This window comes from Stutzerimonas stutzeri, from assembly GCF_002890915.1.
GTDB classification, from domain to species: Bacteria; Pseudomonadota; Gammaproteobacteria; order Pseudomonadales; family Pseudomonadaceae; genus Stutzerimonas; species Stutzerimonas stutzeri_AF.
The window spans coordinates 101599-116709 of the sequence record NZ_POUT01000011.1; the positions used below are offsets into that span (position 1 = coordinate 101599).

Genomic DNA, 15111 nt, shown 5'->3' on the forward strand with positions numbered 1-15111 from the left:
AGCCCTTGCGGAGACGCCCCCCAGAGCGGGGGGTGAACGGGGGGATAGGTAGCAGCACCCAGGCCGCACACAGGGACGCAAGAGATCGCCAATACAACCTGGATCTCGAGGCATGACTAAAGAAAAATCAGGAGGGTCGCGGTTTGCTCACAACCATCGCGAAAGAGCGTACAACCATCGATCACTACCGAGGGGACACTGCGAGATCCACGCTCTCGCTGCTGTTACCCATCATTACCTTGGCCTGCAAAGTCGCTTCCGTCGTACGAATAGCCAAAGTTCGTACTTCATCAGCCACGACCGCAAAGCCACGACCGCTCTCGCCCGCTCGCGCAGCCTCGATCGCAGCATTCAGAGCCAGCAAGTTGGTCTGCGTAGCGATCCCCTGGATGGAGCTCACGATAGAACCCAGTTTTCTCAGGCTATCCTGCAGCTCTTGGTGCTGACGCACCTGAAGTTGCCGCAAGGCAGACTCTTCATGTTCATTCTGCATATCGACGAGAGAGCCAATCACCCTCAAAGGGGTGCCCTCCTGGTTTCGCTGCGCCAATCCACGCGCACGAAACCAGCGGAAATGCCCATCTTTGAGTTTCAGCCGATAGGTGAGCTCAAGCGGTGCTACTGCGTCACGATCGGTCATGTAAGCGGCAAAAGCGCTCAGGCTCTCCTGCTTGTCATCTGGATGCAGACGCGATGCCCAACTATTCAGCTCCCGAGGGAAGTCCTCAGCCTCCCCGAAGCCGAGCAGATGCAAAAACTGCGGAGACCACCAGATGCGGTTGTGAGGATTGACCGGATCACCAGCAACGACCTCCATCTCCCAGAGCGCTTCATTGATGGTTTCGAGCGTCAGTTGGAAACGCTGCCTGCTTATCTCCAAATCCGCGGACAGCTGCTTGCTGGCTTCGATATCCCGTAACCAGCAGCGCATACGAATCGAGTGCCCTAGTTCACTCCATCGAACGCCGCAGCGCAGCAGAAACCATCGATAGTCATCAGCCCCCCAACGCACACGGCACTCTAGCTGATAAGGCACCGTACTATGTGCTGCAGCATGTGCGAGCAACCCCCGCAGCAGATCTTCTCGCTCGTCCGGATGAACACATTCGATCCAGCGCCCCAAACAGACTGACGCACCATTGCCAAACACCCGCTGCAACCCATCCGAGAGAGACAGCTCGGTCCATAAGCTCAGATGCTCACCTCGACCCAGCGAGACCTCCCAGAAGTCGTCATCGAGGCATGAAGCCAGCAGCTCACATTTATCCTCGAACTGAGCATATAAAGCCTGCAGGCGAGCGTGGTCAGCGTCTAGACGCCCCCGCTCGTTCGTCTCCTGCTCACACACTCGCTCCAATTCGAGCAGACGCTGGCGCACACGCAACACGGCGATCTCAGCCTGCTGGACAAGCGCCGCGTTACTGATGGAATGAGCTACCTCAGAGCTATCACTGGCAAGCCCTACGAGTTGCAGCAGCGTTTCTCTCGCACGGCGAGCGGCAGAAAAAAGAAACATCGGGGAACTCCCAATAAAAGAGCAGTCCGTGCCTCTACTCGAAACTTTCTGAGAAACAGTTATGAGAGGCGGGCAAAAAAAAGATGGCCCGAGCCGGCGCCATCCAACGCTCAAACGGTTAGTCGTTTCCACCCTGCTCTTACAGGCCCTCGGTTGTATCCTGACTCACGAAGATCATTGACCTGCCAATGTCAAGAGCAGCAGTTCTCAGCAACTCGGCCGCAACCCGAGAGGCTGCGGCAAGTGTATTGCCCTCCAATATTGCCAAGAGAAACCGAGTAGCTCCTTCCCCCATCAAGGTAGTAATCGGGGGGGTATGCCCCTTACTGGCTGTTGCAGCCATAAAAACAGCCGCCCGAAGGCGGCTGCGTGACACGCGACTAGAGCGTGGTTAGGAGCAAAGCCCGGTCACGCCAAGAGGGTATCCCTCACGTCAGAACGGCACGATGACCATGAGCTGACTGTAAACGTTGGTGCCATTGCCACCGACCTGGTTGCCGCCGTTATCGGCGCTCTTCTTCGGCTGATACAGCCCCACCAGCGGGCTGATGATCAGGTTGTCGGTGACCGCCCACTCGGCATACAGGTCCAGCTCACGAGCATCCAGATTCAGGCTGCTGCGCTCATGCAGCGTACGGAAATCGAAGTAGAGCGCGCCCAGAGTGAGCCTCTCCATCGGCGTGACCGTCAGGCCCAGGTGGTGAATGCGCGTATTGCTGTTGAAAGGACCGGAGTAGTTGGCCGCCACTTCGCCCTGCAGCCAGGTGCCGTAGCCGGTGCTGAGGCCGGTGAACAGCGAATCCCAGTCGCCCGAATAACGGGTGTAGCGGTACGTCAGGTTCGGCGACCACGGCGCGTCGGCGAAGGTGTAGCCGGCCTCGGCGTACCAGGCCTTTTCCACCCCGGTGTCGGCGTTCTGCCAGGCATATTCGAAGGCGAAGTTGGCGTTCTCGATGCCGGCGCTACCCTCACCACGAATGCTGTAAACATCGAGGTTGTCGCGCTCGCTCTGGATCGGCGTGGCCCAGCGCTCGTTGACGTCCAGACCATGCACCCAGGTAAGCCCGAGGGTGCCAGCCTCGGTGGTGTAATCCAGGGTACCGGCGGCCAGTTCGGTTTCGGCCTGGGCGCGGTTGTCGGATTTGAGCCAGACCACAGAGCCATGCAGCCCCTCCTCGCCGCCCAGGCGCAGCACGGCGGTGCGGTCGAAGGCGTGGCGCGCGGCAATGTAGTAGGCGTCGCCGCGGTTGAGGTCGCCGTCCGCCGGGCCCTTGCCGAGGTTCGGGCCGTCATCGTTGATCAGGAAGCCACGCCCGAGCTTGACCACCTGGCGCCCGGCGGAGAAATCCACGCCGTCCTGGCCCAGTACGGGGAACAGATTCCCCGAGCGCCAGCCCAGGTAGGCATCCTCGATCTTGGTGGTGCGCTCCGTGCCGAGGGTGTTGCCGCCGGCATCACCGTCGCCCCAGGTACCCGAGCTGACCAGGGCGAAGGCCCCGTACAGGCTGCCGGCACTGCCCAGGCCCTGCTGGCCGCTGAAGCCGTACTTGATGAAGCCCTCGCGCCAGGTGGAGCCGCCCTCGGTGCCATCGTAGTTCTTGCGACTGTTCATCCAGCCAAACACGGCGAGTACATCGGCGTTCAGCTGGGTGTCTTCGTCGGCATAGAGTTCATAGGCCTGGCTCTGCCCGGCCAACGTCAGGCTGATGGCCAGGGCCAACCCGACCTTGCGGTTGTTGCGCGTGTTCATCTTCATGGGAGCTCCTCGGTGCTTGTGCAGACGTTCTTATTGGTTTTCTGGAGGGGATAAACGCCCGCGCCGCCAGGCGCGGGCTGGCAGGCTCAATGCTTGGCCAGGGCGCTGCCAAGGGCGTCGACGATCAGGTCGGCCTCTGCGCAGGTCAGGGTCAGGGGCGGCGAAATGACGATCTTGTTGCCGATCGGGCGCACCAGCACGCCTTGCGCACGCGCGGCTTCGGCGATGCGCGAGGCCTGCCCGGAGGCCGGGTCGAGCGGCTGACGGGTGCGTTTGTCGGCGACCAGATCGACGGCGATCATCAGACCCTTACCGCGCACTTCACCGACGACGTCGAATCGTTCGCTCAACGGCTTGAGCCCGTCGATCAGGTGCGCGCCGACCTTCGCCGCGTTGCCCGGCAGGTCTTCCTTCTCGACGATATCCAGCACCGCCAGGGCGGCGGCACAGGCCGTCGGGTGGCCGCTGTAGGTGTAGCCATGCATGATCACGTTGGCGAAGCCGGGGGCGTTCTCGATGGCATCGACGATGCGCTGGTTGAACACCGTGGCACCGAGAGGGATGTAGCCGGCGGAGATGCCCTTAGCCAGGCACAGGATGTCCGGCGCCACGCCCCAGCCACGGCTGCCGAGCATGCAGCCGCTGCGGCCGAAACCGGTGACCACTTCGTCGGCGATCAGCAGAATGTCGTGACGGTCGCAGACTTCACGCAGACGCGGCCAGTAGGCGGACGGCGGCACAATCACGCCTCCAGCGCCCTGCACCGGCTCGGCGATGAAGGCAGCGATGGTCTGCGCGCCGAGGAAGGCTATCTGCTCTTCCAGTTGGCGGATGCAATGCTCGACCAACTGCTCGGGGTCACGGCAATCCCAGGGGTTGCGGTACAGCCAGGGGGTATCGAGATGGTGACAACCCGCCAACAACTGGCCGTGGTTGTAGTGGTAGACGCCGTTGCCACCCACCGAGGTGCCGCCGACGTGCACGCCGTGGTAACCGTTACGCAGCGAGAGGAAGCGGGTGCGGCCCGGCTGGCCGGAGGCGATCCAGTACTGGCGCGCCATTTTCAGCGCGGTTTCCACGGCATCGGAGCCGCCGGAGTTGAACAGCACGCGGGCCATTCGCTCCTGGGCAAACATCGAGGTGAGCCGCTCGGCCAGGTCGAACACCCGTGGATGAGCGATTCCATCGAAGGTCTGGTAATAGGCCAGTTCATTGAGCTGCGCGGCGATGGCGGCCTTCACTTCCGGACGGTTGTGGCCGACATTGACATTCCACAGGCCGCCAACGCCATCGAGCATGCGATTGCCGTCAATATCGGTGACGTAGTTGCCATCGCCACGGGCGATGATCAGGGTCTTGGCGCGGTTGGCCGGCGCCGAGGCGCTCATCGGATGCCAGAACTTCTTCTCGGCAGTCTTGTATTTCTCGTACATGGTTTCGACAGGCTCTTTATGGGGTACTGGCTTGAGCACGGCATTCTTGGACATGGTTTCGCTCCTCACGATTGCACTGCGGGCTTGCGTACGAACAACAGCTGCTGGGCGGTGTACTCCAGCAACCCCTCCAGGCCGAACTCGACACCGAAACCGGACATCTTGCAGCCGCCGAACGGGGTGTTCGGTTGAATCTGGGCGTGACAATTGACCCAGGCCACGCCGCTTTCCAAACGGCTGGCGAGCGCCTGTGCCTGTGCCTGATCCGCGCCCCATACCGAGCCACCCAGGCCCATCTCGCTGGCATTGGTGTGGCGCAGCACATCCTCCACCTCGCGGTAGGCGATCAGCGGCAGCACCGGGCCGAACTGCTCCTCATCCACCAGGCGCTGGCCATCGCGGACGCCGGTGACGATGGTTGGCGGATAGAAGAAGCCGGGGCGATCCAGGCGCGCACCGCCACAGAGCACGTGGGCACCCTGCGCGCGGGCGCAGTCCACCAGTTCGGTCACCAGCTCGAGCTGGTCGAGATTCTGTACGGGCCCGAAGGTCACCTTCTCCTCCAGGCCATCGCCGACCACCTGGCGCTGGGCGATGGCCACCAGGGCCTCGGCGAACGCCTGGTACTGCGACTCATGCACGTACAGACGCTTCAGCGCGGCGCAGGTCTGCCCCATGTTGAGAAAGGCGGCCTGGAAGATGTCTTCCGCTACCGCCTCAACCGGCGTGTCCGGCAGCACGATGGCCGCATCGTTGCCGCCCAGCTCCAGAGTGAGACGCTTTAGGTTGCCGGCCGCCGCGTGCATGACCTGCTGGCCAACGGCGGTGGAACCGGTAAAGACGATCTTGTGGATGCCCGGGTGGCTGGCGATGGCACTGCCAAAGCCGCGCTCGCCAGTAACGATATTGATCACCCCGTTCGGCACGTGGCGGGCGATGATTTCCACCAGGCGGATGGTGCTCAGCGGAGTCAGGCTGGACGGCTTGCTGATCACGCAGTTGCCGGCGCGCAGCGCCGGCATGATGTGCCACACGGCGATCATGAACGGCCAGTTCCATGGAGTGATCGAGGCCACTACACCCAGCGGTTTGCGGTGCAGTTCAATACGCTGCGTGGGCGTGTCCTCGACCAACTCCACGGGCAGCTCCTGATTGGCCGCGTAGCGCGTCCAGGCTGCTCCTCCCATCACCTCGGAGAACGCCAGCGTAAGCGGTTTTCCCTGCTCCAGAACGATCAGTTTGGCCAGCGCCTCGGCCTCCTGCTCGATGTCATCGGCGATGCGTGTCAGGCGTTCGCAACGCTCCTTACACGAAGTGCGGCCCCACTGGGCGAAGGCTTGCTGGGCCGCTTCCACGGCCTGTTCCAGTTGCGCCACGCTGGCGGCTGGGCAATGGGCGAATGGCTGCCCGGAGGCCGGGTTGATCACCTCGAAGTGACCGCCTTCACCCGGCACCTGGGCTCCGTCGATAAGCAGTTGATAGTCGTTCATATGAAGCATCCCCTTGGCCGCCGGCAATGCAACGAGCACGGCGGTTAGCTGGTGGTAGAGGTGGTGAATGCCTGGCAGCCCTTAAAGCTTGTGGCTACCCAGGGCCTGGAAGCGTTCGGGCGACACACGGCGCAGACGTGCGGCAAGCATCACGCCGACGAAAAGTGAAATCGGAATCAGGATGCAAAGCCCGTAAGAGAGCAGCTTGCTGGAGCCGGTCAGCACCTCGAAGTGAATCACCGCCAGCACTAGCACGCAGATCAATGCGATGCCCGAGAATGCCGGCAGGATGAAGCGGCGCATGGTGCTCAGGCCTAGCTCGGGATGCTTGCGGAAGTAGACCAGCACCGCGACCGAGGTCAGTGCCATGAGCAGGATCAGCGACAGCGCGGCCAGGCTGGAGAACCAGGCGAACAGTTGCAGGATCGGATCGGCCCCGGCAGCGGCGAACATCAACACCACCACGGCGGCGATCAGGGTTTGCAGGGCCGAGCCCATGTGCGGGCTCTGATGGATACGGTGCCCTCGCGCCAGGAGGAACTGCCTTCTTCCAGGCGCCCGCTCGGGGCATAGTTCTCACGGCTGTGAAAAAGGCCGAACACACCTTCGAGATTGGCTTGCACGCGCGTGTCCGCATCGGCGTAAAGCTCCACCGCGCCGGCGGGTAATGCGGCACCGAGCAGCAGCGCGAGAGTGGAGAGACGGAAGGTGGGTAGCTTGGACATGAGGTTCCCCAGTGGTGAGTGAAGTTGACAGACCCCGACGCTATGCCCAGCTTCCCTCGCACGCTTTCATCTGCCTGCCATTCACTTGCCTACGCCTGCCAGATCGATCGATCACCCTTCGCACGCCGCTGCGAGGCCTACATGCTGGCAGGCAAATACAAGTTTCTTGCAGGCGCTTACAAGCCAGTGAGCTGCATTTTTAGGATCGTGGTGATGCCCATCCCGACTCATTTGTCCGCGGAGAACGCCTGCATGCTCAGCCGTCATTCGGCCCGACCGCTCTCGAATCCGCCGGCAATGCCACGCACTCCCGACAACAAGGAGAACCCCATGCCAATACCCCGGTTCATCAGACGCACCGCCCTGGCGCTGGGTCTGTCCCTGGCAGGGCTCGGCGCCCATGCCGAGCTTCCCCGTGACACCATCGGCCAGGAAACCCTGCCCTTCCCACCGTCGCCGCATCGTGCCTACATCGTCGATGCCGAATTCGAGAACCTGGTAACCGGCCGCATCACCGTGGTCGACCCGGACAGCAAGCGCATGCTCGGTATGGTCAGCACCGGTTTCGCCGCACCCTCGACCCTGAGCCACGACGGAAAGTACCTGTACACCGCCGACCTGTTCTATTCGCGCGGCACCCGTGGCACCCGCACCGACGTGCTCACCGCCTGGAACACCAGCACCCTGTCGCCCGACTGGGAGGTTGAAATCCCAAACAAGCGTGCCGTGATGCTGCCGGAGCGCCACGCGCTGGGCGCCAGTTCGGATGACCGCTTCATCTATATCTACAACTTCACGCCCTCCACCTCGGTGACGGTGGTCGACACCCAGGCCAAGAAAGTGGTCAGCGAGATCTCGATTCCCGGCTGCGTGCTGAACTACCCGGTCGGCAAGCGTAGCTTTGCCTCGCTGTGCGGCGACGGCAACCTGCAGGTAGTTACCTTGAACGACGCCGGCCAGGAAAGCGCCCGAACCCATACCGCCTTCTTCGACCCCAACGCCGAGAAGCTGGTGGAACGTGCCTACGCCGTTGGCGACACCTACTACTTCGTCACCACCACCGGCACCGTGCGCGCCGTGGACTTCTCCGGCAAGCAGCCGAAGATCATCCCGGCCTGGGAACTGGTCACCGATGACGCTGACAAGAAGGCTGGCTGGGCACCGGGCGGCTGGCAGCTGATCGCCGTGGCGCCGAAGCTCAACCGCCTCTATGCCCTGATGCATGACGCCCACGAGCCATTGAAGTGGGAAGACCCGAGCACCCTCATCTGGGTCTACGACCTGAAAACGCGCAAGCGTATCGGCACTCTGGAAGCCCCCGCGCCAATCTGGAGCCTGCAAGCCACCACCGATGACCAACCTCGCCTGCTCGGCTCCAACGTCACCGGCGGTCTGGAAGTCTTCGACCTGACCAGCGGCACGCACACCGGAACCGTGGAAGGTATCGCCAAGACCGCGATTCACGTACTCAGTCACTGACGAGGTGCCGCCATGCAACCTGACCCGATCTTCGTCATCGCCGCCGCGCTCGCGGTAGCGGTGATCCTGGCCAGCGCCGCGACCCACAAGTTGCGCGCACCGGCCCGCTTCGCCAGCCAGTTGGAGGATTACCAGTTGCTGCCGCAGGCTCTGGTACGCCCCCGTCGCCCGGGTTCTGCCGTGCATCGAGGCGGTCCTGGCCTTCGCCCTGCTGGTTCCCGCAGCCCGTCAGGTAGCGGCCTTCGCGGCAGCTGCGCTGCTTGCGGGTTATGCCCTGGCCATCGCCATCAACCTCTGGCGTGGCCGGCGTGACATCGATTGCGGTTGCGCCGGGCCACAACAGGCGCAGCCGATCCGCCCGGTGCTGCTGACCCGCAATGCCGTTCTGGTGGGATTGGCGCTGGTCGCCAGTCTCGCTCCGCTGAGCCGTGCTCTGGGCGTGTTCGACGGTTTCGTCGTCATCGCCGCCAGTGCCGTGGCTTTGCTGATCTACGCCGCTGCTGATGGCCTGATGGCCAACAGCCCCCGTCTGCTCAAACTCATCGGAAGGTGAATCATGGAAGCTCTTATCGTTTCTAACATCCTGTTGTGGTGCCTGCTGATCGCCCTGGCATTCGCCGTAATGGGGCTGGTGCGTCAGATCGGCGTGCTTCACGGCCGTCTGGCGCCAGCCGGCGCCCTGATGGTCGACAAGGGCGTGGCCGTCAACGAGCCCGCCCCGCAAGTGACCGCGGCCGACCGTAGCGGCCGACCGGTGAACTTCGGCTACGCCGGCGAGAAGGCCCAGCTGCTGTTCTTCCTCTCGCCCACCTGCCCGATCTGCAAATCGCTGCTGCCAGCGATCAAGTCCATCGCCAAGACCCAGGCCCATCGCCTCGACGTGATCTACGTGAGCGACGGCGACATGGACGCGCAGAAAGCACTGATCGCCGAACACAAGCTGGAAGACGCCACTTACGTGGTCGGCCCGGAAGTGGGCATGACCTACCAGATCGGCAAGCTGCCCTACGCTGCCCTGATCGACAACACCGGCGTGCTGCGCGCCAAGGGCCTGGTGAACTCCCGTGAGCACCTCGACAGCCTGTTCGAGACCGAGCACCTGGGCAGCGCCACCCTGCAGCAATTCCTGCACAACAGCCAGCACGCACACGGCGCGCACAACCACTGAGCCAAGGAGTCCTGACATGAAATTGCTAGACCGCCTGTTCGAACGCTCCACTCGCCATGTGGCCGACACCACGTCGCGACGCAACTTCCTCGGCCGCCTCGGCTCGCTGATGGTCGCCGGGGCCGCCCTGCCCGTGCTGTTGCCGATCGACCGCACCAGCAAGGCGCTGGCCGCCGAGACGCCGAAAGCAGGTGATCCGGGTGATCCCAACAGCTGCGACTACTGGCGCTACTGCTCCATTGACGGCTTCCTCTGCAGTTGCTGCGGCGGCACCGTGACCTCCTGCCCACCGGGCACCGAGGTGTCGCAGGTCACCTGGATCGGCACCTGTCGCAACCCGGGCGACGGCAAGGACTACATCATTGCCTACAACGACTGCTGCGGTAAGCACAGCTGCGCCCAGTGCGCCTGTACCCGCAACGACAGCGAGGAGCCGCTGTACCGCCCATTCAACAACAACGACATCAACTGGTGCCTGGCCGCCAAGTCGAGCATCTACAACTGCACTATCGCGGTGATTCGCGGGGTCGCAATTTGAATGAAGGGGGTGATCATGCGTGCACTCATCATCGGACTGGCTTGCGTCATGGTCGCCCCTCCGGCAATGGCTCGCGCCATTCCCAATCCGGATCAGCGGCCTGCCCCTGGCAACGAACAGCGCCAAAAACCCATCGCCCAGGCTCACTACAGCACACCGGTTAACTATCAGTTGCAGTGCGCCGGCTGTCACCTGGACGACGGTGAGGGCTCCAAGGCCAACGACACTCCGCGGATGAAGGGCTTCGTCGGCAACTTCCTCAAGGTTGAGGCTGGCCGCGAATTTCTGGTGCGAGTTCCGGGCATGTCGCAGTCGGCCCTCAACGATGCGCAACTGGCCGACTTGCTCAATTGGCTGTTACAAAAGAACGGCATAGCGGGTGGAAGCATGCCTGAGCACTACCGGCCATATACCGAAGAAGAAGTGGCAATCACTCGGAAATCTTCGTTACTTAATCTCCCGGACGTGCGGGCCGGATTGATCAACAAGATGATAGAGCAAGGTATAGAAATCAACGACGGCATGGACTAGTCGCCCGGGTAACCGCGTTTTGCATCTGCTTTTTGCCGGCCTTAGACTCGGTTTGAAACCAAACATTTGCGGAGGAATACCGAGTGAGCAGAACGGGGCTCTTCACAGTAATGTACGCATTTCCCGCCGCAAGGCGAAGTGCCGCCCAAGAGAGCGGAACGTACAGAGCCAGCTGTTCGCATCAATGCACAGCCACTGGAATCACCTATTGTCAATGAACACTAAGGGTGTTGAAGGAAAAACCCCTCCATTGATTTAGCCCTAACCACCACCGTCGGGCCGAAGCCAGACGTTGGTTCATCTTGACCAGATGAACCAACGTCGGCTTTCAACAAAGCTGGCACCACACGAATAAGCTAGATATCAGGCCGTCTCCGCAGGCTGGCTCACTAGAGCCAATGCCAAGGCCTTTGCTCCACCCAAGTCCAAATGCATCGTGGCGTAAGACTGCATGAGTAATGCTGGCGGAAGCACCCAATCCCATTTTTCTTGAGCCATGTTCTGTACGTCCGCCAGAACAGCGGATTCATCAATACCGTCCCACTCGGCGATCTCACGCAGCTTGCTTTCAAGCGACGTCCGATCTCCCTCAACCTCGATGACCAACCCGCTGTTCTCACTGGCTAGCCCGGTGTGCGTCAACAAGATGGCTAGGGCATCGTTTGTCCAATCGCCTCGCCAGCTGAAAAGGTAAGTCTTACCTCCGCTTTCGGTCATGCTCGAATGTGCCAGTCCAAGGTCCGAAAAAGCACTACGTGCCTGAGCTAGTAGCTCTTGTGCCGTAGTATCAAGATAGGGGTAGACGTCCGCCTCCAACAAGACGCTCCTCATCTCTTGCCGAACCCGATCATGTACACGGGCTCCAAGCCCGTCAAAGGACGGGGGAGCACCACCGGGATCGGATCTCACGACAACGACCTTGGCCTCAGTGTCCACGCTCGTTACCCGCCAGCGGCGCCCAGCAAAGATGATTCGCTGATCGACGGTCAATGGCCTGGAGACGGGCAATGCGCCAAGTGGTTTCCCATCGCATACCAGGCGGAACTCTTCATTACTGACAAATGCACTGTAGAAGTCGTAGTGGTTGATCAGGCGTTCCCCCACTACGCCTGGCAGCAGGAGCCCCGATGTTTCCTGGGTTATCAAATCGCGCTCACCGAGGGCACGAAGCAAACTGAGGAAGCTGCCCTGCTCCACCCCAGTGAACGGACCACTGCGTATCAAGGTGCTCCACAGCTCTGCAGCTGTAGCTCCACCCCGCTGGGCTATCACCGAGAGGCACTGCTGTACCAGCGTCGATAAATGAAGGCCATGAACACGAGGAGGCTCGAACCAGCCCTGCATCAACAACCGGATCATCGCGATGCTTTGCAGCAAACCCTGGCGAAGTCGATCCGACAGGGGCGAGCCATCGTCTAGCTGACGCTCCTTGCAGTAACTTCGGAGAATGGCTGCCTCTCCCGGACGGCGTCCGGATCGCCCCAAGCGTTGACGCAAGCTAGCTACCGATGGCGGAGCCCCGATCTGCACTACCGTCTTGATGCTGCCGATATCGACCCCAAGCTCCAGCGTGGTAGTGCAGACTGCGGTGGCAGGCCGGTCACCGGCTTTCAGCGCTTTCTCGGTTTCCTCTCGAATGTCCTTCGCCAAACTGCCGTGATGCGGCCAGAACTCGTTCGGTACACCATCCTGCTCGCAACGGCGCCGAAGATTGTCAGCGAACCACTCAACCTGAGTTCGACTGTTGGGGAAGATCAGGTTATTGCTGCCGCGTAGCACCTGAAAGAGATGCTCTGCGATGGCATGGTCCGGAGAAAAAACATCGTCACCTTCAGGCCGTACCGGGAGCGCCTTCTTGGACTCCACATACCCTCTGATCTGAACTTTAAGTATCTGGCCACTACCCTTGGATTCGATCACCGACACATGATGAGGGGCATTGGGACGCAAGAAGGCAGCAGCCAGCGTCATGTCGCCCAGCGTGGCGGAAAGACCAACCCTGGGCAGGGGGCGATCAATGATTGTTTCAACACGATGCATGAGTGACTGCAGTTGCTTGCCGCGCTCACTGCCAATAAAGGCATGGAGCTCATCCACCACCAGATACCGCAGGTTGGCAAACAATCCCGCTAGGCTGGTTCCCTTGTTGACGAACAAAGCTTCGAGCGACTCCGGCGTGATCAGCAGAATGCCTTCCGGGGACTTGAGGAAGCGATGTTTGCGGCTCGCTGAGATATCCCCATGCCAAGCAATGACAGGAAGCTCAAGCTCATCGCAAAGCCTCGCCAAACGATCCCACTGGTCATTGATGAGAGCCTTCAGCGGGCTGATGTAAAGCACCGCCCCAGGCTTTTCCGTATCCTCCAGGAGATTGGTAAGGTGAATCGCCCCTAGTTTCGTAGACACCTCCAAGCCTCATAATGAGACCCAGCAGGAGGTGCCATGAGCAACCAGCGTTACCCCGAAGAATTCAAGATTGAAGCGGTCAAGCACATCACTGAACGCGGCTTGCGCGTTGCCGATGTAGCAGAGCGTCTAGGCGTATCCGCGCACAGCCTGTACGCCTGGGTAAAGCGCTACAGCAAACCCCAAGTACAGCTGCGGCAAGTAGATGATCAGCAGGCTGAGCTGCGTCGCTTGCGCGCGGAGCTCAAGCGGGTGACCGAAGAGCGAGACATCCTAAAAAAGGCCGCCGCGTACTTTGCCAAGGAGTCCGGCTGAAGTACGCCGTCATCAGCAAGCTGTCGGTGGAGTACCCAGTACGGCGTCTCTGCCAGACCCTTCAGGTACATCCCAGCGGTTACTACGCTTGGCTGGCCGAGCCGAAATCCGCGCGTGCCAAGGAAGATCAGCGTCTGCTCGGATTGATCAAGCATGCCTGGTTGGAAAGCGGCGGGGTCTACGGCTACCGCAAGATCCACGACGACCTGCGTGAGCTAGGCGAGTCCTGTGGCCGTCACCGTGTGGCTCGCCTGATGAGGAAAGAGGGGCTGCGCTCGCAGACCGGTTATCGCCGGCGCCCCGGGTACTACGGTGGCAAGCCGCCGGTGGCCTCGCCCAACCGTCTGGAGCGGCAGTTCAATGTCAGTGAACCGAACAAGGTCTGGGTCACCGACATCACTTACATCCGCACGTATGAGGGCTGGTTGTACTTGGCGGTGGTGCTGGATCTGTTTTCTCGCCAAGTGATCGGCTGGTCGATGAAGCCTCGGATGTGCAGCGATCTGGCCATCGATGCGTTGCTGATGGCAGTGTGGCGGCGCAAGCCCAAGCAGGAAGTGATGATCCATTCCGACCAGGGCAGCCAGTTCAGCAGCTCGGACTGGCAGAGTTTCCTCAAGGCCAACAATCTGATCAGCAGCATGAGTCGACGCGGTAACTGTCACGACAACGCGGTCGCGGAAAGCTTTTTCCAGTTGCTGAAGCGGGAACGCATCCGACGGAAAACCTACGGAACCCGCGAAGAAGCCCGCAGTGATGTGTTCGATTACATCGAGATGTTCTATAACCCCAAGCGACGGCACAGCAGCGCTATGCAGCTATCGCCAGTGGAGTTTGAAAAGCGCTATTTCCAGAGCTTGGAGAGTGTCTAGGAAAGCTGGGGCGATTCACAGCACATCCGGCTCGATACCGATGTGTAAAGACTCCAGCGCGCGGGCGAGCGTCAGAACCTTTTCTCGCGACAGGCTACCTGCACTCTGCAGTCGTCCTGCCAGCTCACCGAAGCTCATGACCACCATGCCGTCGCCGATGCGTTGCTTTAGCTCGGCGAGCGCTGTTCGAGCTGTTGGCGGCCACAGGTTTACAGGCAGCTGTAACAGCCCTTCTAGTGCATCAGGAGTGTCGGGGTTGCGGCCGAGATAACGACTGTAGGGCTCCAACTGCACCGTGCATTCGTCAACCAACTGCTGCAGCTTCTTCCGAGCTGCGCTAGTCGCCGTGACGTCAGGAATACCGGATAGGCCATCCAGTTCTTGGGGTGGTAGACCTGCAGAAGCGGTGTTGTATTGGAGTCTCAGACGGGTCTTGTTCTGAGGGAGCACCATACCGGCGCCATAACGTTCCTCGTAGCGCATGCAGAACAACTGGGCGAACGCTTCTTTACAACGGGTTACGGGTGTTCGCTTCCCGACGTTGTGATCAGACAGCACCCAGGCCAACGCCCAGTCAGCCGGCATTGGTTGCTTGTCAGCCGCCAACTGACCCAGGCCAATACGCAGCTCTACAGGCATTTCGTAGCCGTAAGGTAACGGTGCCGGCGGCGCCTTTTGATAGCGCCTGGCGAGTATTTGGCCTTGGCGGAGGAAGTCTACGAAGCGACTGGCGTAGTTATTGAAGGAGTTATTCTGTAAGCGTCCAGCCAAGTCATCTTCCGAAGCTGTATCACATGGTGCACGGGTAGGCTGTATCACATGCTGCACGCCTACTCTGTATCACACGCTGCACGCATAAAAATCAGTGCGAGACTATTACGG

11 protein-coding genes and 4 pseudogenes are annotated in these 15111 nt (G+C 61.0%); 6 read left to right on the forward strand and 9 right to left on the reverse strand.

Annotated elements, in window-relative coordinates; all coding sequences use genetic code 11:
- Positions 1-184 precede the first annotated feature (184 nt).
- The 7 genes and pseudogenes from CXK94_RS22850 to CXK94_RS18115 form a co-directional block, all read right to left on the reverse strand.
- The gene (locus CXK94_RS22850) at positions 185-493 is read right to left on the reverse strand and encodes a methyl-accepting chemotaxis protein (RefSeq protein ID WP_423835248.1); all 309 of its coding nucleotides are present in this window, start codon (positions 491-493) and stop codon (positions 185-187) included.
- Positions 494-514: 21 nt separating this feature from the next.
- Positions 515-1516: pseudogene (locus tag CXK94_RS22320) on the reverse strand (PAS domain-containing protein); the annotation flags it as partial.
- Positions 1517-1949: 433 nt separating this feature from the next.
- A complete protein-coding gene (locus CXK94_RS18095) occupies positions 1950-3272 on the reverse strand; it encodes an alginate export family protein (protein WP_423835247.1) in 1323 nt (440 codons plus the stop codon).
- Between the two features lie 86 nt (positions 3273-3358).
- A complete protein-coding gene (locus CXK94_RS18100) occupies positions 3359-4705 on the reverse strand; it encodes an aminotransferase class III-fold pyridoxal phosphate-dependent enzyme (RefSeq protein ID WP_102895359.1) in 1347 nt (448 codons plus the stop codon).
- A 65-nt stretch (positions 4706-4770) separates the two neighbouring features.
- Positions 4771-6195 (reverse strand): aldehyde dehydrogenase family protein, encoded by a 1425-nt coding sequence (locus CXK94_RS18105; protein ID WP_102895347.1) that lies wholly within the window; start codon positions 6193-6195, stop codon positions 4771-4773.
- A gap of 81 nt (positions 6196-6276) precedes the next feature.
- Positions 6277-6693: a hypothetical protein gene (locus CXK94_RS18110; RefSeq protein WP_256046130.1), complete on the reverse strand. Its 417-nt coding sequence runs from the start codon at positions 6691-6693 to the stop codon at positions 6277-6279.
- 17 nt (positions 6694-6710) lie between these two features.
- A pseudogene (locus tag CXK94_RS18115) lies at positions 6711-6920 on the reverse strand (hypothetical protein); the annotation flags it as partial.
- A gap of 330 nt (positions 6921-7250) precedes the next feature.
- Here CXK94_RS18115 and CXK94_RS18120 point away from each other — a divergent pair.
- The 5 genes and pseudogenes from CXK94_RS18120 to CXK94_RS18140 all read left to right on the forward strand — a co-directional run bounded on the left by CXK94_RS18120 (position 7251) and on the right by CXK94_RS18140 (position 10636).
- On the forward strand, positions 7251-8399 hold the full coding sequence (locus tag CXK94_RS18120) for an amine dehydrogenase large subunit (protein WP_102895348.1): 1149 nt from the start codon (positions 7251-7253) through the stop codon (positions 8397-8399).
- Between the two features lie 12 nt (positions 8400-8411).
- A pseudogene (locus CXK94_RS18125) lies at positions 8412-8952 on the forward strand (MauE/DoxX family redox-associated membrane protein).
- Positions 8953-8955: 3 nt separating this feature from the next.
- Positions 8956-9567, forward strand: a complete 612-nt coding sequence (gene mauD / locus CXK94_RS18130) for a methylamine dehydrogenase accessory protein MauD (RefSeq protein WP_102895349.1) — start codon at positions 8956-8958, stop codon at positions 9565-9567.
- Between the two features lie 16 nt (positions 9568-9583).
- The gene (locus CXK94_RS18135; protein ID WP_102895350.1) at positions 9584-10105 is read left to right on the forward strand and encodes a methylamine dehydrogenase light chain; all 522 of its coding nucleotides are present in this window, start codon (positions 9584-9586) and stop codon (positions 10103-10105) included.
- A 15-nt stretch (positions 10106-10120) separates the two neighbouring features.
- On the forward strand, positions 10121-10636 hold the full coding sequence (locus CXK94_RS18140; RefSeq protein ID WP_102895360.1) for a c-type cytochrome: 516 nt from the start codon (positions 10121-10123) through the stop codon (positions 10634-10636).
- Between the two features lie 363 nt (positions 10637-10999).
- Here the strand turns inward: CXK94_RS18140 and CXK94_RS18145 are convergent, their stop codons facing one another.
- On the reverse strand, positions 11000-13042 hold the full coding sequence (locus CXK94_RS18145; RefSeq protein ID WP_256046131.1) for a DEAD/DEAH box helicase: 2043 nt from the start codon (positions 13040-13042) through the stop codon (positions 11000-11002).
- Between the two features lie 36 nt (positions 13043-13078).
- Here CXK94_RS18145 and CXK94_RS18150 point away from each other — a divergent pair.
- Positions 13079-14229, forward strand: a protein-coding gene (locus tag CXK94_RS18150) for an IS3 family transposase (protein WP_102895351.1) whose coding sequence is annotated in 2 segments (ribosomal slippage) — positions 13079-13316 and positions 13316-14229 — 1152 coding nt in all. Because the reading frame shifts where the segments join, the coding sequence is not laid out codon by codon here.
- Positions 14230-14247: 18 nt separating this feature from the next.
- Here the strand turns inward: CXK94_RS18150 and CXK94_RS18155 are convergent.
- Positions 14248-14985, reverse strand: a pseudogene (locus tag CXK94_RS18155) (TerB N-terminal domain-containing protein); the annotation flags it as partial.
- Positions 14986-15111: the final 126 nt, after the last annotated feature.